Origin of the sequence: Uliginosibacterium sp. sgz301328, from assembly GCF_041807905.1 — a bacterium.
Classification (GTDB): domain Bacteria; phylum Pseudomonadota; class Gammaproteobacteria; order Burkholderiales; family Rhodocyclaceae; genus JBGVSA01.
In genome coordinates this window covers 86,388-106,875 of sequence record NZ_JBGVSA010000007.1, presented here as the reverse complement: position 1 = coordinate 106,875, position 20,488 = coordinate 86,388, and the positions used below count along the sequence as shown (strand labels likewise).

At 59.8% G+C, this 20,488-nt stretch carries 29 protein-coding genes; 10 read left to right on the top strand and 19 right to left on the bottom strand.

Annotation, left to right across the window (positions count from 1 at the left end):
* Positions 1-9 precede the first annotated feature (9 nt).
* The 18 genes from ACDA63_RS07435 to ACDA63_RS07350 form a co-directional block, all read right to left on the bottom strand.
* Positions 10-1,413 (bottom strand): amino acid permease, encoded by a 1,404-nt coding sequence (locus ACDA63_RS07435; protein ID WP_373662585.1) that lies wholly within the window; start codon positions 1,411-1,413, stop codon positions 10-12.
* Between the two features lie 134 nt (positions 1,414-1,547).
* The gene (gene mutS, locus ACDA63_RS07430; RefSeq protein WP_373662584.1) at positions 1,548-4,082 is read right to left on the bottom strand and encodes a DNA mismatch repair protein MutS; all 2,535 of its coding nucleotides are present in this window, start codon (positions 4,080-4,082) and stop codon (positions 1,548-1,550) included.
* Between the two features lie 89 nt (positions 4,083-4,171).
* Positions 4,172-4,996 carry a tyrosine-type recombinase/integrase gene (locus tag ACDA63_RS07425; RefSeq protein ID WP_373662583.1) on the bottom strand — a complete coding sequence of 275 codons (825 nt, stop codon included), beginning with the start codon at positions 4,994-4,996 and terminating at the stop codon, positions 4,172-4,174.
* A 166-nt stretch (positions 4,997-5,162) separates the two neighbouring features.
* Positions 5,163-5,360, bottom strand: coding sequence for a DUF4224 domain-containing protein (locus tag ACDA63_RS07420; protein WP_373662582.1), 198 nt, complete (start codon positions 5,358-5,360; stop codon positions 5,163-5,165).
* Positions 5,360-5,656 carry a hypothetical protein gene (locus ACDA63_RS07415; protein ID WP_373662581.1) on the bottom strand — a complete coding sequence of 99 codons (297 nt, stop codon included), beginning with the start codon at positions 5,654-5,656 and terminating at the stop codon, positions 5,360-5,362. Before ACDA63_RS07415 ends, ACDA63_RS07420 begins: the two co-directional genes overlap by 1 nt.
* A gap of 1 nt (position 5,657) precedes the next feature.
* Positions 5,658-5,915 carry a hypothetical protein gene (locus tag ACDA63_RS07410; protein ID WP_373662580.1) on the bottom strand — a complete coding sequence of 86 codons (258 nt, stop codon included), beginning with the start codon at positions 5,913-5,915 and terminating at the stop codon, positions 5,658-5,660.
* Positions 5,912-6,217, bottom strand: a complete 306-nt coding sequence (locus ACDA63_RS07405; protein WP_373662579.1) for a hypothetical protein — start codon at positions 6,215-6,217, stop codon at positions 5,912-5,914. The genes ACDA63_RS07410 and ACDA63_RS07405 overlap by 4 nt, the downstream gene beginning before the upstream one ends.
* Positions 6,214-7,662 carry a hypothetical protein gene (locus ACDA63_RS07400; RefSeq protein ID WP_373662578.1) on the bottom strand — a complete coding sequence of 483 codons (1,449 nt, stop codon included), beginning with the start codon at positions 7,660-7,662 and terminating at the stop codon, positions 6,214-6,216. Before ACDA63_RS07400 ends, ACDA63_RS07405 begins: the two co-directional genes overlap by 4 nt.
* Positions 7,659-8,042 carry a hypothetical protein gene (locus ACDA63_RS07395; RefSeq protein WP_373662577.1) on the bottom strand — a complete coding sequence of 128 codons (384 nt, stop codon included), beginning with the start codon at positions 8,040-8,042 and terminating at the stop codon, positions 7,659-7,661. The genes ACDA63_RS07400 and ACDA63_RS07395 overlap by 4 nt, the downstream gene beginning before the upstream one ends.
* Positions 8,039-8,602 carry a dATP/dGTP pyrophosphohydrolase domain-containing protein gene (locus ACDA63_RS07390; protein WP_373662576.1) on the bottom strand — a complete coding sequence of 188 codons (564 nt, stop codon included), beginning with the start codon at positions 8,600-8,602 and terminating at the stop codon, positions 8,039-8,041. Before ACDA63_RS07390 ends, ACDA63_RS07395 begins: the two co-directional genes overlap by 4 nt.
* Before the next feature lie 48 nt (positions 8,603-8,650).
* On the bottom strand, positions 8,651-10,276 hold the full coding sequence (locus ACDA63_RS07385) for a YqaJ viral recombinase family protein (protein ID WP_373662575.1): 1,626 nt from the start codon (positions 10,274-10,276) through the stop codon (positions 8,651-8,653).
* Complete coding sequence (gene bet / locus ACDA63_RS07380; RefSeq protein WP_373662574.1) at positions 10,276-11,076, bottom strand: phage recombination protein Bet; 801 nt, start codon at positions 11,074-11,076, stop codon at positions 10,276-10,278. Before bet ends, ACDA63_RS07385 begins: the two co-directional genes overlap by 1 nt.
* 7 nt (positions 11,077-11,083) lie before the next feature.
* Complete coding sequence (locus ACDA63_RS07375; protein WP_373662573.1) at positions 11,084-11,233, bottom strand: hypothetical protein; 150 nt, start codon at positions 11,231-11,233, stop codon at positions 11,084-11,086.
* Positions 11,230-11,868 (bottom strand): hypothetical protein, encoded by a 639-nt coding sequence (locus ACDA63_RS07370; protein ID WP_373662572.1) that lies wholly within the window; start codon positions 11,866-11,868, stop codon positions 11,230-11,232. The genes ACDA63_RS07375 and ACDA63_RS07370 overlap by 4 nt, the downstream gene beginning before the upstream one ends.
* Positions 11,865-12,101: a hypothetical protein gene (locus tag ACDA63_RS07365; protein ID WP_373662571.1), complete on the bottom strand. Its 237-nt coding sequence runs from the start codon at positions 12,099-12,101 to the stop codon at positions 11,865-11,867. Before ACDA63_RS07365 ends, ACDA63_RS07370 begins: the two co-directional genes overlap by 4 nt.
* On the bottom strand, positions 12,098-12,409 hold the full coding sequence (locus tag ACDA63_RS07360) for a hypothetical protein (RefSeq protein ID WP_373662570.1): 312 nt from the start codon (positions 12,407-12,409) through the stop codon (positions 12,098-12,100). The genes ACDA63_RS07365 and ACDA63_RS07360 overlap by 4 nt, the downstream gene beginning before the upstream one ends.
* Positions 12,409-12,732 carry a hypothetical protein gene (locus ACDA63_RS07355; RefSeq protein ID WP_373662569.1) on the bottom strand — a complete coding sequence of 108 codons (324 nt, stop codon included), beginning with the start codon at positions 12,730-12,732 and terminating at the stop codon, positions 12,409-12,411. The genes ACDA63_RS07360 and ACDA63_RS07355 overlap by 1 nt, the downstream gene beginning before the upstream one ends.
* On the bottom strand, positions 12,729-13,670 hold the full coding sequence (locus tag ACDA63_RS07350; RefSeq protein ID WP_373662568.1) for a hypothetical protein: 942 nt from the start codon (positions 13,668-13,670) through the stop codon (positions 12,729-12,731). The genes ACDA63_RS07355 and ACDA63_RS07350 overlap by 4 nt, the downstream gene beginning before the upstream one ends.
* Before the next feature lie 276 nt (positions 13,671-13,946).
* Here ACDA63_RS07350 and ACDA63_RS07345 point away from each other — a divergent pair, with 276 nt between their 5' ends.
* Positions 13,947-14,702 carry an SHOCT domain-containing protein gene (locus tag ACDA63_RS07345; RefSeq protein WP_373662567.1) on the top strand — a complete coding sequence of 252 codons (756 nt, stop codon included), beginning with the start codon at positions 13,947-13,949 and terminating at the stop codon, positions 14,700-14,702.
* Positions 14,703-14,708: 6 nt separating this feature from the next.
* Here the strand turns inward: ACDA63_RS07345 and ACDA63_RS07340 are convergent, their stop codons facing one another.
* On the bottom strand, positions 14,709-15,374 hold the full coding sequence (locus tag ACDA63_RS07340; RefSeq protein WP_373662566.1) for an XRE family transcriptional regulator: 666 nt from the start codon (positions 15,372-15,374) through the stop codon (positions 14,709-14,711).
* Between the two features lie 72 nt (positions 15,375-15,446).
* Between ACDA63_RS07340 and ACDA63_RS07335 the strand changes: the two genes are divergently transcribed.
* The 9 genes from ACDA63_RS07335 (at position 15,447) to dnaB (ending at position 20,486) form a co-directional block, all read left to right on the top strand.
* A complete protein-coding gene (locus tag ACDA63_RS07335) occupies positions 15,447-15,668 on the top strand; it encodes a helix-turn-helix domain-containing protein (protein WP_373662565.1) in 222 nt (73 codons plus the stop codon).
* A complete protein-coding gene (locus ACDA63_RS07330; RefSeq protein ID WP_373662564.1) occupies positions 15,665-16,150 on the top strand; it encodes a hypothetical protein in 486 nt (161 codons plus the stop codon). Before ACDA63_RS07335 ends, ACDA63_RS07330 begins: the two co-directional genes overlap by 4 nt.
* Before the next feature lie 178 nt (positions 16,151-16,328).
* Positions 16,329-16,667: a CII family transcriptional regulator gene (locus ACDA63_RS07325; protein ID WP_373662563.1), complete on the top strand. Its 339-nt coding sequence runs from the start codon at positions 16,329-16,331 to the stop codon at positions 16,665-16,667.
* The gene (locus ACDA63_RS07320) at positions 16,664-17,014 is read left to right on the top strand and encodes a hypothetical protein (protein ID WP_373662562.1); all 351 of its coding nucleotides are present in this window, start codon (positions 16,664-16,666) and stop codon (positions 17,012-17,014) included. The genes ACDA63_RS07325 and ACDA63_RS07320 overlap by 4 nt, the downstream gene beginning before the upstream one ends.
* Complete coding sequence (locus ACDA63_RS07315; RefSeq protein WP_373662561.1) at positions 17,011-17,397, top strand: hypothetical protein; 387 nt, start codon at positions 17,011-17,013, stop codon at positions 17,395-17,397. The genes ACDA63_RS07320 and ACDA63_RS07315 overlap by 4 nt, the downstream gene beginning before the upstream one ends.
* A complete protein-coding gene (locus ACDA63_RS07310) occupies positions 17,397-17,702 on the top strand; it encodes a winged helix-turn-helix domain-containing protein (protein WP_373662560.1) in 306 nt (101 codons plus the stop codon). The genes ACDA63_RS07315 and ACDA63_RS07310 overlap by 1 nt, the downstream gene beginning before the upstream one ends.
* The gene (locus tag ACDA63_RS07305; RefSeq protein ID WP_373662559.1) at positions 17,702-18,274 is read left to right on the top strand and encodes an endonuclease domain-containing protein; all 573 of its coding nucleotides are present in this window, start codon (positions 17,702-17,704) and stop codon (positions 18,272-18,274) included. The genes ACDA63_RS07310 and ACDA63_RS07305 overlap by 1 nt, the downstream gene beginning before the upstream one ends.
* On the top strand, positions 18,274-19,074 hold the full coding sequence (locus ACDA63_RS07300) for a hypothetical protein (protein ID WP_373662558.1): 801 nt from the start codon (positions 18,274-18,276) through the stop codon (positions 19,072-19,074). The genes ACDA63_RS07305 and ACDA63_RS07300 overlap by 1 nt, the downstream gene beginning before the upstream one ends.
* Positions 19,071-20,486 carry a replicative DNA helicase gene (dnaB, locus tag ACDA63_RS07295; RefSeq protein ID WP_373662557.1) on the top strand — a complete coding sequence of 472 codons (1,416 nt, stop codon included), beginning with the start codon at positions 19,071-19,073 and terminating at the stop codon, positions 20,484-20,486. The genes ACDA63_RS07300 and dnaB overlap by 4 nt, the downstream gene beginning before the upstream one ends.
* Positions 20,487-20,488 lie beyond the last annotated feature (2 nt).

The following is a 20,488-nucleotide window of genomic DNA, read 5'->3' as shown; positions in this document are numbered from 1 at the left end:
GCCCGCTGCTTACGCGGGCACCTGCGCGCGCCGCTTCTTGAGCGTGTAGCACACCCACAGGAGCGCGATCCAGAAGGGGATCGCCAGCACCGAGACGCGCAGCGGCGGAATCGCATACATGATGCCGAGGATCACCACGACGAAGGCCAGGCACAGGTAGTTGCCGAACGGATACCACAATGCCTTGAACGCGGTCGTCGTACCTTCGTGCCGCTTGGCCGCGCGGAACTTGAGGTGAGCCAGCGAGATCATCGCCCAGTTGATCACCAGCGCGGCCACCACCAGCGCCATGAGCAATTCGAGCGCCTTGGCCGGGATGATGTAGTTCACCAGCACGCACAGGCCCGTCACCAGCGCCGACATGCCGATGGCCAGCATCGGCACCCCACGGTCATCGACCTTGGCCAGCGCGCGCGGCGCGTTGCCCTGTTCGGCCAGACCGTAGAGCATGCGGCTGTTGCAGTACACGCAACTGTTGTAGACCGACAGCGCCGCCGTCAGCACAACGAAGTTCAGGACGTCGGCGGCCAGCTCGCTGCCCAGCATCGAAAACACCATCACGAACGGGCTGCCGCCGTATTCGTCGCCCGCAGCGGCGTGCTGGGCCAGGGAGGCCACCAGAGTGTCCCAGGGCGTGAGCGACAGCAGCACAGCCAGCGCGCCGATGTAGAAAATCAGGATGCGGTAGATGACCTGGTTGATTGCCTTGGGGATCGTCTTGCCCGGGTCGGCCGCTTCGGCCGCGGTGATGCCGACCAGTTCCAGCCCCCCGAACGAGAACATGATGATGGGCAGCATCATCGCCAGCCCGCCCCAGCCGTTGGGGAAGAAGCCGCCGCGCTCCCACAGGTTGCGCACCGTGGCGTCCGGCCCGGCGGTGCCCGACAGCAGCAAGTAGCCGCCCAGCACGATCATGCCGATGACGGCCACCACCTTGATGATGGCGAACCAGAATTCGGCTTCGCCGTAGATCTTCACGTTGGCGAGGTTCACCAGGTTGATGATCACGAAGAACGCCGCCGCCGTCGCCCACATGGGAATCCACGGCCACCAGAACTGCACGTACTTGCCGACCGCTGTCAGCTCCGACATGCCGACCAGGATATACAGCACCCAGTAGTTCCAGCCCGACATGAAACCGGGCAGGTCACCCCAGTATTTGTATGCGAAATGGCTGAACGAGCCGGCCACCGGCTCTGCAACGATCATTTCGCCGAGCTGGCGCATGATCAGGAAGGCGATGAACCCGCCAATGGCGTAGCCCAACAACATCGACGGCCCGGCGGACTTCATGACCCCGGCAGAGCCGAGGAAGAGGCCCGTGCCGATGGCGCCGCCCAGCGCGATGAGCTGAATGTGGCGGTTCTTCAAGCCTCGCTTGAGTTCGCCTTCGTGAAGCGGATGGTGATCCATCAGAAAGTTCCTGCGGTCAAGGTAGGATGCAAAGTGCTCTCGTATCTCATACGAGACGGTTCGGGCGTTTGATCGGCGACATGTTCAGGCGCGTGTTGTGCCGATCAGCCGCCGAAAGGTCGGAAGCGTGCCACTCAAAGCTGGCGCCGCAGCGCATACAGGGCTTCGAGAGCCTCGCGCGGGCTCATGTTGTCCGGATCGAGATCGGCCAACTGGACCAGCGCGGGGTGGCTGACCGCGCTCGGCTCCGGCTCGGGCAGGGCGGCGAAAAGGTCGTCCTGCGGGCCCGAGGCGATCTCGCGGTTTTCCAGCGCACGCAGGCGCCGCTTGGCGTCGCGCACCACCGCGCCGGGAATGCCGGCCAGTGCGGCCACTTCGATCCCGTACGACTGCGAAGCCGGTCCTTCTTCCACCGCGTGGAGAAAGACGATGCTATGGCCGTGCTCCACCGCCCCCAAGTGCACGTTGGCGCATTCCGGGTATTCGACGCCCAGCCGGGTCAGCTCGAAGTAGTGCGTCGAGAACAGCGAGAACGAACGGTTCTTGTCCAGCAGGTGACGGGCGATCGAGAACGCCAGCGCCATGCCGTCGAAGGTCGACGTGCCGCGCCCGATCTCATCCATCAATACCAGGCTGCGTTCGGTCGCGCCGTTGAGGATGGCGGCGGCTTCGGTCATTTCGACCATGAAGGTCGAACGGCCCGAGGCCAGGTCGTCCGACGCGCCGATGCGGGTAAAGATCGCATCCACAGGCCCGATGACGGCGGAACTCGCCGGCACGAACGCGCCGCAATGCGCCAGCAGCACGATCAACGCCACCTGGCGCATGTACGTCGACTTACCGCCCATGTTCGGACCGGTCACGAGCAGCATGCGGCGGGTACTGGAAAGCTGCGTGTCGTTGGCGATGAAGTTGTCGACCTGGCGTTCCACCACCGGGTGGCGGCCGCCGCGAATGTCGATGATGGCGTCTTCCACGAGCTGTGGCATCGCGTAGCCATGGCGCGCTGCGATCTGCGCGAACGCGTTCAGCCCGTCGAGCGTGGCGATCGCGCGGGCGATGCGCTGCAATTGCGGCACCTGCGGCAGCAATGCGTCGATCAGGCTGTCATACAGCAGCTTTTCGCGGGCCAGCGCGCGCTCCTGCGCCGACAGCGCCTTGTCCTCGAACGCCTTCAGTTCCGGCGTCACGTAGCGCTCGGCGTTCTTCATCGTCTGGCGACGGCGGTAGTCGTCCGGCACCTTGCTGGTGTGGGCGTGCGTCACTTCGATGTAGAAACCGTGCACGCGATTGAATTCCACCTTCAGGCTTGGGATGCCCGTGCGCTCGCGCTCTCGCGCTTCAAGTTCCAGCAGGAACGCGCCGCAATTGGTCTGGATGGCGCGCAGTTCGTCCAGCTCGGCATCGAAACCGTCCGCAATCACGCCGCCGTCGCGCACCTGTACGCCGGGCTCGGCGGCGACCGCCGCGTGGAGTGTCTCCAGCGTCTGTACCGGCGTTGCCATATCGTCCGCCAGCCGGCGGATCAGATCGGAATCGTGCTGCGGCAGCGGGGCGCGAATACCGTCGAGAGCGGCAAGGCTCTCGCGCAGGCTCGCCAGTTCGCGCGGGCGCACGCTGCGCAACGCAATCCGTGTGGCGATGCGCTCGATGTCCGCTACGGGGCGCAGGGCGGACCTCACCGCTTCCATCGGCCCATCGCCGGCATCACCCAGCAAAGCCGCCACGGCGCCGTGGCGTTGGCGACACGCGTGACGATCGGCCAGCGGATGATGCAGACAATGACGCAGCCAGCGCGAACCCATCGAGGTCTCGCACACGTCCAGCAGCGAAAGCAGGGTGGGCGCGGGTTCGCCGCGCAGCGTTTCGGAGATTTCGAGATTGCGCCGCGTGTGGGCGTCCAGGCGCAGGTAGTCGCCGTCGCGCTCGACCTGGATGCCGGTGACGTGATCCAGTGTCTGGCGTTGCGTGGCCCGCGCGTAATCGAACAAGGCCGCGGCGGCGGCCAGCGCGGTCGGCATGCCTTCCACGCCGAATCCGGACAGATCGCGCACGCCAAAGTGCGAGGTCAGCAGTTGCTCGGCCGTTTTTGCATCGAACTGCCAGTCAGCCAGCCGACGGATGGCTGGCACGCGCACTTCGAGCGCCGGCAGCTTGAGGCTTTCGGGCAGCAGCGCCTCCGCCGGGCGCAGGCGCTCGAGTTGCGCGACGAGGTTTTCCGGCGTGGTTTCGGTCAGTCGGAACTGCCCGTTGGCAAGGTTCAGCCATGCCAGCCCGAGCTGGCCGCGATGAACCTGTACGGCCATGAGCAACGCTTCGGCGCGGTCGTCGAGCAGTGCAGCATCGGTCAGCGTACCGGGCGTCACGATGCGCGCCACCGCGCGCTCGACCGGTCCCTTGGCGGTGGCCGGATCGCCGATCTGCTCGCAGATCACCGCCGACTCACCGAGCTTCACCAGCTTGGCCAGATACGGTTCCAGCGCATGGAAGGGCACGCCCGCCATCTTGATCGGCTGTCCGCCCGACTGGCCGCGCGTCGTCAGCGTGATGTCGAGCAAGCGCGCCGCGCGCTCCGCATCGTCGAAGAAAAGCTCATAGAAATCGCCCATGCGATAGAGCAGCAACGTATCCGGATGCTGCATCTTGAGCCTTAGATACTGCTGCATCATGGGGGTATGCCTAGAAATGGCTTCATAGCTGCCTTTCCACGGCATAGTGTCTAATTGCTGTGTGTCTTGTCTAAAACTCATAGCCACAATTATGCCGACTTCGAAGGCTTCGCGATCATCGCTGGAGAGGTCGCAACGTCAGTTTTTCGGCGCCTGATGTAACGCTCGGTCATCTGCCGTGAGGCATGGCCGCCCAACAGTTGCGCATTCAGTCCTTGGTTGTCGGCGTCCGTGAGCGACTTGGCGCGTAGGTCGTGCAAGTGCGCATCGGCCACACCGGCCTTCTCGCAGGCTGAATCCCATGCGTCACGCACCACCGTATAGTGGCGCCGTTTCCCGCCCCTCCCAGGCAGAAGATAGATTGATCGGACATTTCCGGCGCCAAGCCTCTTTGACTGATCAATGATGTCCTGCATTGCGGCAGACATTTGAACCATAAGCCGCTTTCCGGTCTTCTTCTGCCGAAACGTGATTCCTTCGTTAGAAACGTCTGCCAGCGTGATTCCAAGAACGTCATCGATGCGTTGAGCGGTCAGATAGCACATGTCGACAACGAGGGCGATGCTTGGCGAGCATTGCTGGCGGATTGCCAAGTACTCTCTATCCGTGATGTAGCGGTCTCGTTTCTTCTCTTTGTGAGGCGTGATACTGATAACTGGATTGCTGGCGGCCTCGCCGTGTCGAACAGCTAGATCCATCATCATCTTGAGTACTGACCGACACCGGTTCGCCATGTTAGGCTTGTCTCGCATTGAATCCATCCACTGAGCTACGTCAGTAGGGCGAATATCACTAGGAGAAAACTCGCGGAAGGCCAGTCGTATCTTTGTGATAGCAAGCTTGTATTGGTTGCGAGTAGTCGTGGCCAGATCATCAGATAGCTGAGCCTCCCACCTCGAAGCAAGGTCGTCCATGCTTCCGGTCGTTCCTGAAGCATAGAGCCGCGCGTATTCCTTCAGCGCAGCCGGAAGTAGTGGGCCTAGAGAGACCCACTTGTTCTTTCGAACGTACCAATACGCACCATGCTTCTGATACATGCAGGGTGGCAAATGCCTATTTGTCTTACGCGGACGGATCATTTCACACCAGATGTAGGCGAGGGCGCTTGGGTTCCTTTCGGATTCCTCCAAGTCGTGATTCGACCAGAGAACGCAGTACCTTAGGCCACCCGCGTGCGCTGACCTCGTACGCGTAACCATTTTCCGTCAGCCAGCGGCGAATGGCGTCCGGTCGCTGAAGATCGGTCATCTCCTGCAACTCTTCCTTAGTCAGCCACATCACTCCACCTCCGGCTCTGGCGGATCATCCTTCGGCACGGCGTGCCACTGTCCGACGCCATGCCAATACGAACAGCCTTCAGCAGAAAATCCGCAACTGAATCCTGGCCGATTCCACATGAGTCTCACGGCATCAAAGAACATCGATAGATCGATCTTGTTGCCGGCCGCGCTCAAGAATCGCAGCAGGCTGATGGCCTTTGCTACAGGCGTGAGCAATTCGAACAGAAATACGAGCGCAGCAATACCGACAACCATCGCGCCGACGAATTGCAGTACGAGTCTGAAGTAGTCCATATCACTCCATCTCCGTATCGGGCAGGACGCGCAGGATGTCGTGCAAGTCTTCAACAAGGAAAGCGCCGCCAACTGCGCGATCCTTAATGCGCGCCACTATTAGCGCCCGCTCCCTGCGCAGCAGCTCGCGCACGTCGTCTTCGGTATAGAGGGCTCGACTTCTCGCGCTATCGTTTGGCTCTTCGCTGAAGTAGGCGCCAAGGTCCGGTTCATCCGGCCAATCAACGATGTAGCCCGCCGGCCTGATCTTCTCCGTCATGCCGCGCTCCTGTTGTACGCCTCGATGGCCCTGGCATACCTTCCATCGGAAACAGCCTGAGTCAGAAATCGTTCGGCGGCATCAATGCACTGGCGCCGTGTGAGCGCATACATTCTGCCAATCGAGAGCGCGCCGATACTGCGTCCGGTGTCGTAGTGGTCAACAACCCATGCACCATCTTCGTCTTGACGTACGCAATACCGAACGCCTGTGGTCGAATCGACGGCGTATCCCGTGACTGATTTCTCTGTGCGGCAGTTGTCGTGCCAGTCAATCAGATAGGTGATTTTCTTGAGTCTCATGCCTCGTCACCTCCCTTGGCGCGGGCGGCGTCTATCGCTTTGTCGACAACGGCAAGCCGGCCATGCAAATTCAATTCTTCACAGTCAATCCAGTTTTCACGCAATCTGCGATATCTCTTGGCATCCGCCAGCACGTCGGCAGAGGGGCGGCCGTAGAGCGGGCCGCGATATGCTTTGTTGATCCGGTACTGCTCGACCGAACGACCCGCGTGCCATAGAAGCCGGCCGCTTTCGGCCACGATCGCCACCGGCTCATCCACCACAGGTGCGGGCGCTGCCGTGCTCTCGCCGTGGAACCACAGGAACGCGCAATAGGCAGCGACGTCACGCGGGTCGCCCTTCCCCATATGCTCGATAAGCTTGGCGCGGCATTCGTCCATCCAATCCGGCGAGCGCCACCCGTCCGTGTAGCCATACTTCTTCTCGGCGGACAGAAGTTTGGATGCTAGCGCGCGTGCGAAGCGAACCACGAGGTTCTTTGTGTTCGGGTGTAGCTCTCCGGCTCCAGCGGTCAGCCACAGTTCGAGCCGAGCATCTACGCCATCAGGTGCGGGCGCTGCCGGGGCTTCAGCAATCACCGACAAAATCTTGCCTTCGTCGTCCTGCCGCGTCACAGCAATAATGCGGGTTCGGCCTTGGTCCCAGGTCACAACAACCTCGCCGCGCTCATCGGGCGCTGCCGGGGCGATGTGGTAGCCCTCGCCGAATACCTGTGCCACAAGGCGCTTCAGCATGGACTTGTCCATGACGGGTGCGGGCGCTGCCGGGGCGGCGGCGAGCATCACTTCAATACCCCACGCGTTCAATTCATCAACGTCATCGCTTGTGTAGTTGCAGAGATTCAGTTCCGGGAACCTGTCGAGTAACGCGGTCGGCACCAACAGCCACTCTTCCGGCACCACAGGTGCGGGCGCTGCCCGATCCCGGTACTTCACCGCGTAGCACGTCCCGCAAATGCCGGGGTTGTGAGCAACGATCCCGTCACCGCATTCCTCGCACCAGACGGTGGCATGTGCGGGTGCGGGCGATGACGGGGCGACTTGCGCGGCCTCGCTGGCGGCACGGGCTTCAACAGTCTTGCGTTCGCATTCCGCGTTCATGCCCTCATGCGGATGGGAGCGGCAGCAACCTTGGACAAGACTGGGCGCTGCCGGGGCGGCGGCGAGCATGGCCTTGGCCTCGGCCAGCACGTCACGCACGGTGATGCCGGTCTGCCACATCGGTTCGCCGTCCTCGTCGAGGGTGTTCGTCATTTGCTGGTCGCAAGCAAACAACTCGACGTACAGACGGCGGCACAGCTCGCGCCACTGCTCATCCGGCACCCCGCGCACGCGCTCGGCGACCAGACGTGCGAAGCGCTCGAAGCAATGTTCGCGACCATCGTTCATGTCAGTCTGTGCAAACCCTGCCTCTAGTGCGATCTGCATGTAGTCCGGGCTCATCATTGCACCTTCAGATCGATGTCAGGGACGATGGACTGTGGCTTGAAGATCACTCTGTAGTGATACGTGGTCACGTTGGCCGTAGCGATCTGCTCGGCGAAATAGGTGACGTTGTCCGACAGTCCGAGGAAGTGCTTCTTGTACTCGGAGGGAGACGTCTTGCACGTAACCTCAAGCTGGCTGTCTTGGTTGTCCTTTCGGATCGAGCAACGCCCCTCGATCGACAACATGTATTGGCCCGTGATGCCGTTGTAGAAGACGATACGACGGTCAATCTCGAACTGGTCGGCGGCCGTGGACAGATTGCGCGACGCAATCTGCGCGTCGGTGTCGCATGCCGCGACCGTGAGGGCGGCCAGCGCCAGGATGATTGCGTTCTTCATTGTTTTTGCTCCACGTGTTCGATTGCCTTGTCCGCCGGCGCCGTGCGCCAATCCGGCCAAGTGCGGCCTTCGTTCTTGGTCTGCTTCGCTTCGAGTGCCGCGACGATGCCTTCAGGCGTGGCGCCAGTTCGCCAGGCGCCGTCGAGTGCCAGCAGCACCACATCGATCCACTCCATCACGTCGGTCGGCTTGTGCGCGATCTCGATCAGCTCTTTGCGGATGTGATCGCTGACGCCTGCGGTGCGCAGACCCGGGCCGAAGGTCTTCAGAGAAAAGCCGCGCTGGCGGTGCAGGTGGGCGATCAGGTCGAACGTTGGAGAGTGGGCGCCGGGCTCATCCAGCTCGCGCCAGAACCGCAAGCCGCTCATCTGAGCGGTGGAGCTTTCCGGGTCGCCCATCATGCATAGCCCATCGGGTCTGACGTGGTTGAAGCACGCAGCAAAACCCTGCGAGTTGTAGCCGACGAATACTCGTTCGTCGTCGCATGGGGGTAGGCCGTCGACTTGCACGTCGTGCCAGCGGTTCTGTTCCTTCATTGCGATGTCCTTATTGGTGGTCATGCTGCGGACCTGTGCGTGCACGCCTGCTCTAGACGATGGGTGGGCATGTCAGGCGGCCTCTGCGAGTTGTGCCGAACGGATATGCACGATCAGCGCATGGCACATCAGGCTGAAGTCGGATTCGCGGTAGAGATAGGCTGCGCGATCTCGTGATACGTGCTTGAAGCCGAGCGATTCAAGGAACTGCGCAGTAACGGTGAAGCCCAGGCGGTCGCAGATTTGTCCGAGCTTGATCGTTCGGCCGTCATCGATGGATACCGGCTTAGCCGGTTCGATCTGGTCGACGGATGCCGTGGCGACTGCGGCTGGAGCGGTAGCGGGTTGTGCAACAGCCTGCTGTACCTTGGCCTGCTCTTCGGCGCGGATACGTTCGCGTTCGGCGTCCAGACGCTTCGCTTCAGATTCTTGGTGTTCTGCGATGCGCTGCTTGACAGTCATTTCAACCAATTCCGGGTCGCGAAGTACAAGTTGTGCGCGGTCGGAAAATAGGAATGCAAAGCCGCTTTCTGCATCGACCGTCGCAATGTTCTTCGCAACCGAGTCGTGCAGTGCCTGAACCTCGATCTTTACTCGTGCGACCTCGCTATCGACAGCGTTCTGATAGCTATCGAATGTGCGCAGATTCTTGGTCGCTGCGCTGAAATTGGCGATGATGGCGGGAAGGTACTTTGCGTGCTCCAGTGATTCAATGAAGCTCGTGACAGAGGCTTTGCCGGCCTGCACGATGGCAGCCTTGCGGTTTTCCTTCTCAGTGGCGTGCGCCTTCTCGGCAGCGATGGCGGTCTTGCGAGCCAGCTCCTGCATTTCTTCCATCAGGCTATCTGCCGTTCCCACAGCAACAACTTGGTTACGCATGCTCACGCGCGCCTCGGCCAGCGCCTTCTCCATTCGGCGCATTTCCTTGCCGGCTGCTTCTAGATTTGCGAAGCCCTGATCATCCGTCGGCTTCATGTCGATTTTGGCGACGAATGCGCGCAACTTGTCCTTCAACTCAGGCAAGTTGTCCTTGATAGTCAGGGCACCATCAACCTTGACCAGCACTGCGGGGAGTTGGTCGACCGGCTCTGCAATAGCGGCTGTCTTCGCCTCTTGCGGAACGAAAGCCTCCCGGTCGGCCTGGAGTTGCTTCCACCCGGCGATCAGGGCAGCGCGGCGCTTGGGGCGCGATGAATAGATCAGGCGGGCGAGCAGACTCTCAGTTCCGTCGCTCGTGATGAATACGGCGTGTTCTGCACCAGATACAAGAAGCTGGTGTTCAACTTGGGGCCAATGCGAATCTGGCAAGTCGTCATGCTGAATGATGTAGTGAGACAGCGCTTGGTTGAACAACTTGTGTTCATAGATCACGTCTTCCAGCATCGTGATACCGTCGAAGCTCGCAAGCAGCGGCAGACTGTCAATCGTCGTCGTTCCTACTGCCGGGAAAAGCTCTTCGCCGATCATGCTTTCAGCGATCGATCGTGCAGCGGCTTCGGCTTCGTGTCCTAGATCAAAGCGCGCCTGAGTAGCCGCATCGATTTCCGGCGTGAAGCCGGTCGCCAGTTCTTGAAGCAACTGATTGCGGGTCTTGTATGCAGACGTGCCCATCATTGCCGGCGCATCGCTAGCGCACAGATGTGCAGCGCGCAGGGCGAGCCATTCAGGAGTGCCTTGCTGTACGTTATGCGTTTGCATCAGTTGTTCTCCTCGGCGGATTCGATGGCGGCGACGAACTCGGCATCAATCACGCCGTCGTCATCGATATGGGATTGCGTATCGGGCTCAGTCAGCGCGCGGATGACGGCCTTTTGCTCGTCGTCCAGCGTGTATTTCGTGCTGAGCTTGTTGATGACCTGCTCGGTCGTGGCTTTGCCCGACTGCACGGCGGTTCGCCACGCATCCAGGTTCTTAACGAACTGGTCTTCGGGGTAGATCGGCAAATCGGCGGCACGTGCGGGGCGGCTCGACACGACTTCAGCCGGGCCCATGTCCTTGATGCGCTCTGCCTCGTCCTCGTCGTAAATGCCACCGAACCCGAACGCCAAACGAGCGCACTGGATCATTGCCTTGTGGCGCAGCATGCGGCGTGGGTGGCTACCCCATGGCTGCGTGCCACGCTTGCACTCATCCATGTATTCAGTGACCTTGATGGCGTGGCTGCGGTCCTTCCGATACATCACGCATGTGCAGGACTTATCGTCCTGGTCGAATTCCATGCCATCGAATTGCGCATGCTCGTTGATGATCCGCGCCCAGCCATCAACACCGACTACAGGGACGATGCCGTTGTTCTTGTCGGGGAAGGCGTAGATTTCCTTGGTCCAAGGGTTGAGCCCGTACTGGTTCGCCACGATCAGCAGCGCAGACATCTGCGCATCATTGACCTGGCCCTTGAATGCGGTGGCCTTCAGCACGTCGACCAAATCGCGCGCTTCGACTTGCAGGCCCATCTTTTCGGCCAGCGCGCCAACCTGATGCAAAACGATGTTGCTCATGTCGATCTCACTTGTTCGCAGTAATCGCCGGCCCATGCATGACCGACAGAGGGATGAGGGCGCCGTCTTCAGGTACATAGGTCAGCACCACGACGAAGCCGAGGACGCAGCACCAGAAGACGAGTGCATCGATGGTGATCTTCGGTAAGCGGCTCATTTCGCGGCCCCGTGATTGGCGAGTACAGCGCGAGCCTTCATGGCTGGGTGTTCTGGAAGAACCCTGTCCAGAAGACGCATGCACGCGTCTTTTGCCTCTTCAGCAGAGTCGAACTTCTCGAACCACATCGACCCTTCATATGTGCAGTAGGCGGACCACTTACTTCCGGGCCAGATAATTGCGCTGTACTTTCCGTAGAACTCTTGTCGGCGACATCCATCGATGCCGCTGAAGTCATAGTTACTACTAAACACCACAGTGCCATCGAGCTGAATAGCGTGGGAGTCTTCAATCCACGCGAGGTCGATGGATTCCTTCAGCGCCTCCACCAGCTCCGCCTTGTCCGCCTCAAGCCGGGCGATCATCCGCGCTAACTGTTCTGACACGGATACACTTCCACCATCTGGCGGGTCCATGTAGTACGTGCCCGGCAGCAGGTCGGCGCACTTCTCCAGTTCCGCATTGGCGCTGCCTAACCATTGCATCGCACTGTCGCGTTCGCGGCGCAGCGCTTCCGATCGTCGAGCGGCGTAGGCGCTGGCGTAGTCGGCCATCTGGCCTGCTGAGTAACAGCGGATTCCTGATGTTGGATAGACAACCGGCTCAGGCAGCGCCGGCATGTTCTGGTTGCTCATGACTGCACCTCGCGGGCGCGGAGCATGGCGTCGGCTTGTTGGTATGCCCACGCCGCGCGTTCATCGAATGTAAATCCGTGAGCCCCGACCTCATTGGTGGCGCATGCCTGCATCGCCTTTGCCGCGAAGTAGTCGCGCAGGGTCATACCCGGTTCTCGAAGCTGAAGAATTCCAGTGCCTCCAGCGTCAAGGCACGGGAACGCCGTGCCGCCGTCTTTGATCTGTTCGCTCATGCCACCACCTCCACATACGGCTGACCGATATTCACTGCTGTACCGTCGTCTCGCATGACAGCAAAGTCATAGCCCATCAACGGGATACTTCTGGACGCGTGCCAGTCGCCGCCCTCGAAGTAGAAGTAGCCGCGCTTTGCCGCACTACGTTCTGATGTCAGCGCGAACATGTGAGCGACATGCGCAGCTTCTTCCTTGGTGTCACAGATCGCGTGTCGTGCTGCGCGAAACTTCTCTGCGTCGGCCTCGATCTTGGTAAAGCAGCGGATGGCATCAGCATCGATCCGCAGCGGGTTTGTGTTGAGCATCAGAACTGCTCCTTTGCTTCGTCTTCGATATCGCGCTCAGCTACAACCAGGGCACGCTTGTAGAGGAGGTCGCGCAACGGCTGCGCATCTCTGTGTGATGCAGCGATCAGCGCGGACCGATAGACGGCTGTCGGCTCTAGGCAGCACACATCGCTCATAAGGTCGTCGAGGCGCTGACCATCGTGCATGTACTGATCAGCGCGTTCCTTGATCGCGTATTCACGCGTTTTGGTCTCGTCGACATCGAAGCGACGAGGGTCGCTGTGGTGACGGATAGGGCCGTAGGTCGCCGAATCGCCGTAGCCGTAGTTGACGGCTCTCATTCCGTCACCTCGACGAAATCGCCCGCTTCATTCAGCGAGTACCACGTGTCAGCCTTGATGCCGTTCTCGCCAACAATGGCCGCACCAACTTTGCGGATCACGTATTCGTTGTCCCGATAGACGAGGAACAGTGCATTGCCATCGGCGCCCTTAGCGCGACCCTGATATCCAGATGCCATAGCTGCGCCTCGGGTGCCCGTGCTGCTGGCTGCGCCGTAGTCGCCCGTGCTGCTGGCTGCGCCGTAGTAGCCCGTGCTGCTGGCTGCGCCGTAGTCGCCCGTGCTGCTGGCTGCGCCTTGGTAGCCCGTGCTGCTGGCTGCGCCTCGGGTGCCCGTGCTGCTGGCTGCGCCGTAGTCGCCCGTGCTGCTGGCTGCGCCTTGGTAGCCCGTGCTGCTGGCTGCGCCGTAGTCGCCCGTGCTGCTGGCTGCGCCGTAGTCGCCCGTGCTGCTGGCTGCGCCTTGGTAGCCCGTGCTGCTGGCTGCGCCTCGGGTGCCCGTGCTGCTGGCTGCGCCTTGGTAGCCCGTGCTGCTGGCTGCGCCTCGGTAGCCCGTGCTGTGTTCGCCCTTGATGGGCTTGGCGCGCGAAATCGTGTATTCGATTGCCGCCTTGATGATTCCTGGCAGTGTCAGCTCCGCCTTAACGGTGATGGACGACGACGCAACCTTGCTGTCATCGCCATGGCGGCTGAGCGTTCCTGACTGCTCAACGACTGCGAACTTGCTACCTGCGGGCGGGTAGTACGAGAAGACATCAAGCGGGTATTCGCATGCGTGGAAGCCCGAGCTACAAGCCTCCACAGCACCGTCATGCGCGTAGGTCTTGCCGACCTCGTACGGAAAATCTCGGCACTTCCAGTCTTTGTCGAACCCCTTGTACGAGACGATCGTTTCGTTCGTGGTCTCGCTTGCGAATTCGGCAACCGCCTCGTTCTGAGCCATCACTTACCCCATAGACGTGGTTATGTTCTTCGCCCCTCCCGCGTCGGTTCTCCGTGGATATCCGACTTCACTCTGCCCCGAGGACTGCGCACTAGGCGCCGGGCTGGCGGGCGACGCGGTGTGCTGCGTCGATGGAGTGAATAATACATAAGTAGTAGGTGTTGCGCAATACGAATGTATTTATTTCGACGTACCAACGGGAAGGCTTGCGCTGATTGGCTGGGGACTATTGAACGTCGTGCTATACACGGCGAGCGATCACACCAAGACCGACCAATGATCTCTGTTGCCAATGAAATATCGAAGTTGCACGACCTAGTGCAGCGCGGGATCCTCACTCAAGAGGAGTTCGAGAATCAGAAGTATCGCCTTCTGAAAGGGTCTGAAGAGTCGGCGCCCTTAGAGCCTGATGTTCAGATCGAGGAATTGCAGCTATCCCCAGGTTTGTTTGTCCGGCTACGGGCGTCGATTAGCCGGATTTTTCGTGCGGTCGGTCTCATCGCCGTCGCGGGACTTATCGTCCTCTTCGTCATGGCCGTATCACAGGAAAAGAAACGCTCCGCTACCGACCAGCCTGCTGAGCCAAGCGTGTTATCCGTCCCGGTAATGGCGAACGAGCCGGTCGTTACAGAGGCGCAGACGCTCCGAGATGGACATGAATCTCCTCAGTCGCCACCTCTTGGTGCTGATGAACAACAGTCGATCAACGCGATAGGAACGGCTATAGGAATACGGTCTGCGCAGCGCGGGATGAGTGTTTCAAACTACGTTTCATCGCTAGGGTTTCGGACATTGAATGACCTCGGAAGCACCGTATCCGCCTTCATGAGCTCAGGAGCAAGCCCAAATAGAGCTCTTGATTGGCTGGAGGAATTTTCCAAATCAATGAAGGACCCGGCCAAGCGGAAGGTCATAGAATGCATGGGAGTTAAGATCTATAAAGACCCTCAGCCAGAAGGCCATCCGCCGTCGCAAGAGGAGTGCGACAGCCTATTGAATGCCCGTGATACACCGTCAGAACCGATGGAGTAGAGTGTGCTAAACCACACTGCTCTGTTTGTAGATTGCGCGGCCTACGATTGTCACATCCTCGGTACATCGCTTGTCTGGAAACCGACGCTTGTCGGTATTGTCAGAGGCAAGCCACCATTCCCCGCCATCTCGCTTCAGGCGCTTAATCACTGCTAGCCCCTCATAGTTGGCAGCATAGGCGGCGCCATCTTCGAGGCGAGTGTCATCCAGGTTGATCACTACGATGTCCCCGTCGTACAGAGTCGGCTCCATGCTTGGGCCGCTTACCAACATAGCCAATAGCCGATCCGGTCGGTATCCGTGAGTCCTGAGCCAGTCTGCGCGGAAGTAGATCGGGCGCCCCTCACCGGTCATGTACTCGACACCAAAACCATGGGCGCCGGCGGAAAGCTTTAGCTCTGCCCGCCTGATGGGGACTATCTCCGCCTCTAGACTAGCGGGCTCGGTAGCGCTGTCGCTTAAGTGATGCGGCTTTCCTTTGCCGGTAGCGAGCCAAGCAGCATCAACCCCAAGGGCTTGGGCTATCTGCGCAAGTTTGCGGGATGACTCGTTTCGTCCGCTTTCAAGATGACCAATAGTCCCTTGCGAGACGTTGGCTTCATCCGCCAATTTCTCTTGAGACCAGCCCCTAGCGTTTCGGGTCTGAATGAGACGCTCAGAAAGATTACTCATGTATTGAATCATGCAGGAATGTGCAAGTAGATAGGTATTGCCAAGAAAATACGTATGTATTAGAGTTGGTGCATGAGCACTCTCACTGCACAACAACTTGTCCTAAAGATCCGGTCGCACGGCCTGTCGCAGGCCGAGATTGCGCGGCGCGCCGGCTTGTCTCAGGGCGCAGTAAGTCACATAGAGACCGGGAGAAGGAAGCAGGTCTACGCCCACACGCTCGACTCCCTGCGACGCATCGCTGCAACGCTAGACAGACAGCAGAAACGTGCGCAGACAGGAGTGGCGGCATGAAGTTGCGTGACCAACGCCTTAGCCGCATGCGCGCCAAGCGTCTCGACAGGTCGAGACGCGCCGAACTTGTACTGAGCTTCCAACTCGCCGAAAGCGAACGTTTCATGAAGGAACTCGACGAGAAGTGCAGAGAGTGGAACGTGATCATTTCGCGACTCGACGCACTGGATGATGAGGTTCGCGGCATGACCTATCCATCTGTATCGGCTCGACTGTCTCTCGATACAACGGTGCTGCAACAGCAGGTTGATCAGCTTCGCCAGCTACTTCTTGAAAAGCCCGGAAGCGGAGAGCAAGCGCTCGACTTCGTCGATAGCCTTCTTTCGGATGTCGTCTTCGGTGAGTGCGTAGCCACAACTGGTGCAGATGGCGTCGTTGAGATCCGTCGCTCCGTTCGGATCGGTGAGAGTTTTGAACGTCTTGTGGCCGCAGTTCGGGCACGAGATATCGATGGTCAATGGAGTCCCCTTTCAGGTCGGTGATGACGATGTGGAAATTTGATTCTACTGACATGGCTGGGGTCTCCGCCTATTCGTATGCCGCATGTGTTGCGGCGATGGGTCAATTCTGTGACCCATGTCATGCAAATACCCGCAATACCGCAATGGATCGTGTTGCGCGTCGTTGCGCACCGTTGTTCTGAGTTTCTCGGAGTTGCACATGAGTCCCGAAATTGAAGCACTGGCGCGAGAAAACGAATCTCGAATCCTCCAGCAGCTTGCGCGTCTCGGTCAGAAGACCGTGGCCGATGAGCTGGGCGTGAATAGCTCGACGGTTACTCGGATGAAGGACGCGGACGAGCTGATCCCGAAGGCTGCGCGGCTATTGGCTGCGATGGGCCTGAAGGTGGAAGAGCGCGATTCGTTCTCGATGACCCGAGAGCGCGCCATCTTCCTTAGTGAGACAACTGCCGGCGCGCTGCTCTGGAACGCGAACATGCTGCGTCAGGGCGGCGATGCGATGAAGGAGCTGGAGAACATTCGGGGGGCAGCGCAATGAGCCCTACAAAGAGATGGCTTGCCGCCCTTGGCGGCGATGCTGTGTTCTTCGGATGCCTCTATCTGTGGCAGGCGTATGGCATGGATGGCGCCGGCAACATCGTAGCCTTCATGGCGTGGTTCTTCGGCGTCTTCGGAATCCTATTCGGGTTCTCAAACCCGAGCGAGGTGTCAAGCCGAACGCGCGGGTTCGCCACATACCACTGGATCTCTGAAATCCTGATTGTTGCCAGCCTTATTTGGTATGGGCTGGTGTTCGCCGCGACCGCAAAGGCGCTAGGCGCGCTATTTGTAGAGGCCGCGCGCAACAGGGCTTTGAATGGCAGGAACCCGGGGGCCTCACAATGACAAACGCCGAAACTCTTCTCTGCGCGTGCCGCAAGGCGGTCTTGGCATTGGCACACGCCGCGCGAGCCAATCCCCTTTACGAAAGCGACTACCGGAGTCTGGATGCAGTCATCCGCGCTGCAACGGATGACAAGGGGAATCTGAAGCCTGAAGCAAACGACCCCACCTACACCCGGTCCGAAGTCGACGAGCTGCGCGACATGATCAATGCGAAGGATGCGGAAATCGTTCGGCTGAACGGCGTCCTTGGGCGGATGCGTGAAGCGATCGAGGACGCCTCTGATGAATGGGCTCGCAATGTCGAAGTGGATACAAACCGGCTTCCTTTGACGCTTCACATGCTGCACGCATTCGATGCCGTTGCAAAACAGGAGCGCCAGTAATGTCCTGCCTTGCATACACCGCATTCGGCCTTTGCGCGACTCCGCATCCGCTGCCGAAGAAGAGCGCTATCCGCCGCTTCGAGGCTCCTACTGAAGCACCGGCAGAGAGCAAGAAGTCCGTTCAACGCCGACAAGACATCGTCAATGTCATCCGCGCAATGGGGCAAGCGAAGGTCTCGCAAATTGCCCTGCAACTGAAAGTCGACACAAGCACGATCAGTCACCATCTGCGGGTTCTCGAAGATCGGCTGATCGTTCGCCGCGTCAATCCTGGGCAGTCCCCGAATGTATGGGAGTTGGCGTGATGTCCAGCCGCTACCCATTCGCCGAGATTCGATCCCTATACCGCGAGTATGAGCAAGACATCTTGTCTTCCGTCGATGGCCAATGGGGCATTGATCCATATCAGCTCGACTGGCTGAAGATGTTCACGCCCATAGAAGAAAGCGCCTGGGCATCTATTCGATCCGCTGGACTGGTCCTGTACCCGCAATATCCAGTTGGCCGGTACTTCGCGGACTTCGCATCGCCAAGAAAGAAATTCATTCTCGAATGTGACGGCAAGGATTTCCACGATGCTGATCGCGATGCCGAACGTGATCGGCAAACAGCAGCAATGGGATGGACCGTATTTCGAGTGACCGGGGCTGAGTGCAACCGAGAGAGCCCAGAGATTGGCGACATCCGAGAGCTAATCGCGCAAGGCGAGGTGGAGGAGGCCGAAACTCTCCTGAGCCATTGGGCAAATCGTACGTCCGATGGACTGATTCACGCACTCAATACGCATTACTTCGGAGTGCAGTACTTCGGCGGCCGGTTTGATCATTTGTTGTCGGATACGGTCGTGAAGCATAGGTCTAGATGGGGGGCTCGTTGATGGCTCGTATCAGGTCTATCAAGCCGGAGTTCCCTCAGTCCGAAAGCATGGGCAACGTCTCGCGAGACGCGCGCCTGACGTTCATCGAGCTATGGACTCTTGCCGACGATGAAGGGAGGCTTCGCGGAAATTCGCGAATGCTCGCGAGTCTTCTTTTTCCCTATGACGACGATGCTCCGGCACTGATCGACACGTGGCTGAACGAACTTGAACGCGAGGAATGCATCGTTCGCTACAAGATCGGAAACCAGTCTTACCTGCAAATCTGTAACTGGTTGATTCATCAGAAAATCGACAAGCCATCTAAGTCGAAATTGCCTTGTCCTGATGATTCATCGCGAACATTCGCGAACATTCGCGAAACTTCGTCGGAGGATCAAGGAAGGGATCAAGGAAAGGAAGGGATCAAGGAAGAAGAAAACCCTACCGCCGCTTCTGTCGAAGCGCCGGTGTCGCCAACGTCGCGTGGCGGACAAACTTTTCGCTGCTGGCTTGATGGCCTGAAGGCCAAAGGCGAGAGAGCTGTGCCTGAAGACGATCCGGTTTTCGAGTACGCCGAAGACGCTCGCATGCCAAGCGATTTCGTTGCCCTTGCATGGGACGAGTTCAAGGCTCGGTTTGCCAACGAGGACAAGCGGTACAAGGACTGGCGGCGAGTCTTCCGAAAGGCGGTGCGTGGCAACTGGGGCAAGCTCTGGTGGCTCGACGGTGGCGAATACCGGCTGACGTCGAATGGACAGCAGGCGATGAATGCCCGCCAAGCGCGACTGAGTCGTGAGCAGCATCGGGAGGCCGCATGAACCCGATGGACCTTGTTCCGCACAGCGTTGAGGCCGAACAAGCGCTGCTCGGCGCGTTGCTCATGGACGGCCGGTGCTGGGACGTCGTGTCGGACGTGGTGGCCGCTGCCGACTTCTACCGCGATGACCATCGCACGATCTTCGCGACGATTGGCGTCCTAGCTGCTGAAGGCAAAGGCATCGACGTCGTGTCGGTGTTCGAAGCGCTGCAACGCGCCGGCTCGGATCAATCGATTGGCGGCTTGGCTTACCTCGGAGAGCTTGCGAACGCGTCATTCTCGACTGCTCTGGCAAAGCGCCATGCCGAGATCATCGCCGAGCGCGCCACGATCCGGGCACTGATCACTGCCGGCAGCGACATTCAGTCGATCGCACTGGCGGCTGATGGCGGAACGGTCGAGGAACGCGTGGCAGCAGCATCGTCCCGCATCGCTCAGATCGAAGAGGCGGGGGCGCGTCAGGGCACAGGCCCGGTCGGCGCGCGCGAGGCAGTGCAGCGCACGCTGGTGCAGATCGACAGCCGATTGAGTGACGCAACGCCGCGCCGGTACGCCACCGGCCTTGCGCGCCTGGATGAACAACTCTTCAGCTACGCGCCGTCAGGGCTCGTGATCATCGCTGGACGTCCCGGCATGGGCAAGACGTCTCTGGCCATGGCCTGCGCCGAGGCGGCTGCATTCGACGACAAGCGCGAAGGTGCTGTGATCGTCTTCACGATGGAAATGTCGATCGAAGAACTCACGCAGCGTTCGATATCTCGCCTCGGGCGCATCCCGCTGACGTCTGTCATCGAAGGAAAGTTGAACGACCACGAATGGTCCTGCGTGACGATGGCCACAAGCCAGCTCGCCGAAAGCGCGATTCACATCGACGAGACGCCGGCTCTTCACATCAACCAAGTCCGGGCCAGAACCAACGCAATTCGCCGCCGCCACGGTGTCCGGCTGGTGGTGGTCGACTACCTGCAACTCATGCGCGGTGACGGCGAGAACCGCACGCAACAGATCGGCGCTGTATCCCGTGGCCTGAAAGCGTTGGCCAAGGAATGCCACTGTCCGGTCATCGCGCTCTCGCAGCTCAATCGCAAGGTGGAGGACCGCCCGAACAAGCGCCCGCACATGTCCGATTTGCGCGAGTCCGGCGACATCGAGCAGGACGCCGACTTGATCCTCTTCGCCTACCGAGACGAGGTCTACAACCCCGATAGCCAGGATAAGGGCACTGCTGAACTGATCATCGGAAAGCAACGTAGCGGCCCGGCAGGAGGGATCGTTCGGGTTGCATGGCATGGGCCTACCGCGTCATTCCGTGACCTGGACGAGGACGCATGGCACGAGCAGCAGCGCGCGGCACGCGATGAGGCGGCACGCAACAAGCCGATGCGACGCAACAAGGGCAATGGGTTCGACTAACT

Coding starts and splice junctions, on each gene's coding strand:
- ACDA63_RS07410 (WP_373662580.1), bottom strand. CDS start 5,915: ATGACGGAGAAGATCAGGCCGGCGGGCTACATCGTTGATTGGCCGGAT.
- ACDA63_RS07330 (WP_373662564.1), top strand. CDS start 15,665: ATGAAGTTGCGTGACCAACGCCTTAGCCGCATGCGCGCCAAGCGTCTC.
- ACDA63_RS07325 (WP_373662563.1), top strand. CDS start 16,329: ATGAGTCCCGAAATTGAAGCACTGGCGCGAGAAAACGAATCTCGAATC.
- ACDA63_RS07420 (WP_373662582.1), bottom strand. CDS start 5,360: ATGTGGCTGACTAAGGAAGAGTTGCAGGAGATGACCGATCTTCAGCGA.
- ACDA63_RS07320 (WP_373662562.1), top strand. CDS start 16,664: ATGAGCCCTACAAAGAGATGGCTTGCCGCCCTTGGCGGCGATGCTGTG.
- ACDA63_RS07345 (WP_373662567.1), top strand. CDS start 13,947: ATGATCTCTGTTGCCAATGAAATATCGAAGTTGCACGACCTAGTGCAG.
- ACDA63_RS07415 (WP_373662581.1), bottom strand. CDS start 5,656: ATGGACTACTTCAGACTCGTACTGCAATTCGTCGGCGCGATGGTTGTC.
- ACDA63_RS07310 (WP_373662560.1), top strand. CDS start 17,397: ATGTCCTGCCTTGCATACACCGCATTCGGCCTTTGCGCGACTCCGCAT.
- mutS (WP_373662584.1), bottom strand. CDS start 4,082: ATGATGCAGCAGTATCTAAGGCTCAAGATGCAGCATCCGGATACGTTG.
- ACDA63_RS07365 (WP_373662571.1), bottom strand. CDS start 12,101: ATGAGCGAACAGATCAAAGACGGCGGCACGGCGTTCCCGTGCCTTGAC.
- ACDA63_RS07390 (WP_373662576.1), bottom strand. CDS start 8,602: ATGACCACCAATAAGGACATCGCAATGAAGGAACAGAACCGCTGGCAC.
- ACDA63_RS07435 (WP_373662585.1), bottom strand. CDS start 1,413: ATGGATCACCATCCGCTTCACGAAGGCGAACTCAAGCGAGGCTTGAAG.
- ACDA63_RS07340 (WP_373662566.1), bottom strand. CDS start 15,374: ATGAGTAATCTTTCTGAGCGTCTCATTCAGACCCGAAACGCTAGGGGC.
- dnaB (WP_373662557.1), top strand. CDS start 19,071: ATGAACCCGATGGACCTTGTTCCGCACAGCGTTGAGGCCGAACAAGCG.
- ACDA63_RS07370 (WP_373662572.1), bottom strand. CDS start 11,868: ATGAGCAACCAGAACATGCCGGCGCTGCCTGAGCCGGTTGTCTATCCA.
- ACDA63_RS07305 (WP_373662559.1), top strand. CDS start 17,702: ATGTCCAGCCGCTACCCATTCGCCGAGATTCGATCCCTATACCGCGAG.
- ACDA63_RS07360 (WP_373662570.1), bottom strand. CDS start 12,409: ATGCTCAACACAAACCCGCTGCGGATCGATGCTGATGCCATCCGCTGC.
- ACDA63_RS07355 (WP_373662569.1), bottom strand. CDS start 12,732: ATGAGAGCCGTCAACTACGGCTACGGCGATTCGGCGACCTACGGCCCT.
- bet (WP_373662574.1), bottom strand. CDS start 11,076: ATGAGCAACATCGTTTTGCATCAGGTTGGCGCGCTGGCCGAAAAGATG.
- ACDA63_RS07375 (WP_373662573.1), bottom strand. CDS start 11,233: ATGAGCCGCTTACCGAAGATCACCATCGATGCACTCGTCTTCTGGTGC.
- ACDA63_RS07400 (WP_373662578.1), bottom strand. CDS start 7,662: ATGATGAGCCCGGACTACATGCAGATCGCACTAGAGGCAGGGTTTGCA.
- ACDA63_RS07300 (WP_373662558.1), top strand. CDS start 18,274: ATGGCTCGTATCAGGTCTATCAAGCCGGAGTTCCCTCAGTCCGAAAGC.
- ACDA63_RS07315 (WP_373662561.1), top strand. CDS start 17,011: ATGACAAACGCCGAAACTCTTCTCTGCGCGTGCCGCAAGGCGGTCTTG.
- ACDA63_RS07350 (WP_373662568.1), bottom strand. CDS start 13,670: ATGGCTCAGAACGAGGCGGTTGCCGAATTCGCAAGCGAGACCACGAAC.
- ACDA63_RS07425 (WP_373662583.1), bottom strand. CDS start 4,996: ATGGACGACCTTGCTTCGAGGTGGGAGGCTCAGCTATCTGATGATCTG.
- ACDA63_RS07395 (WP_373662577.1), bottom strand. CDS start 8,042: ATGAAGAACGCAATCATCCTGGCGCTGGCCGCCCTCACGGTCGCGGCA.
- ACDA63_RS07405 (WP_373662579.1), bottom strand. CDS start 6,217: ATGAGACTCAAGAAAATCACCTATCTGATTGACTGGCACGACAACTGC.
- ACDA63_RS07385 (WP_373662575.1), bottom strand. CDS start 10,276: ATGCAAACGCATAACGTACAGCAAGGCACTCCTGAATGGCTCGCCCTG.
- ACDA63_RS07335 (WP_373662565.1), top strand. CDS start 15,447: ATGAGCACTCTCACTGCACAACAACTTGTCCTAAAGATCCGGTCGCAC.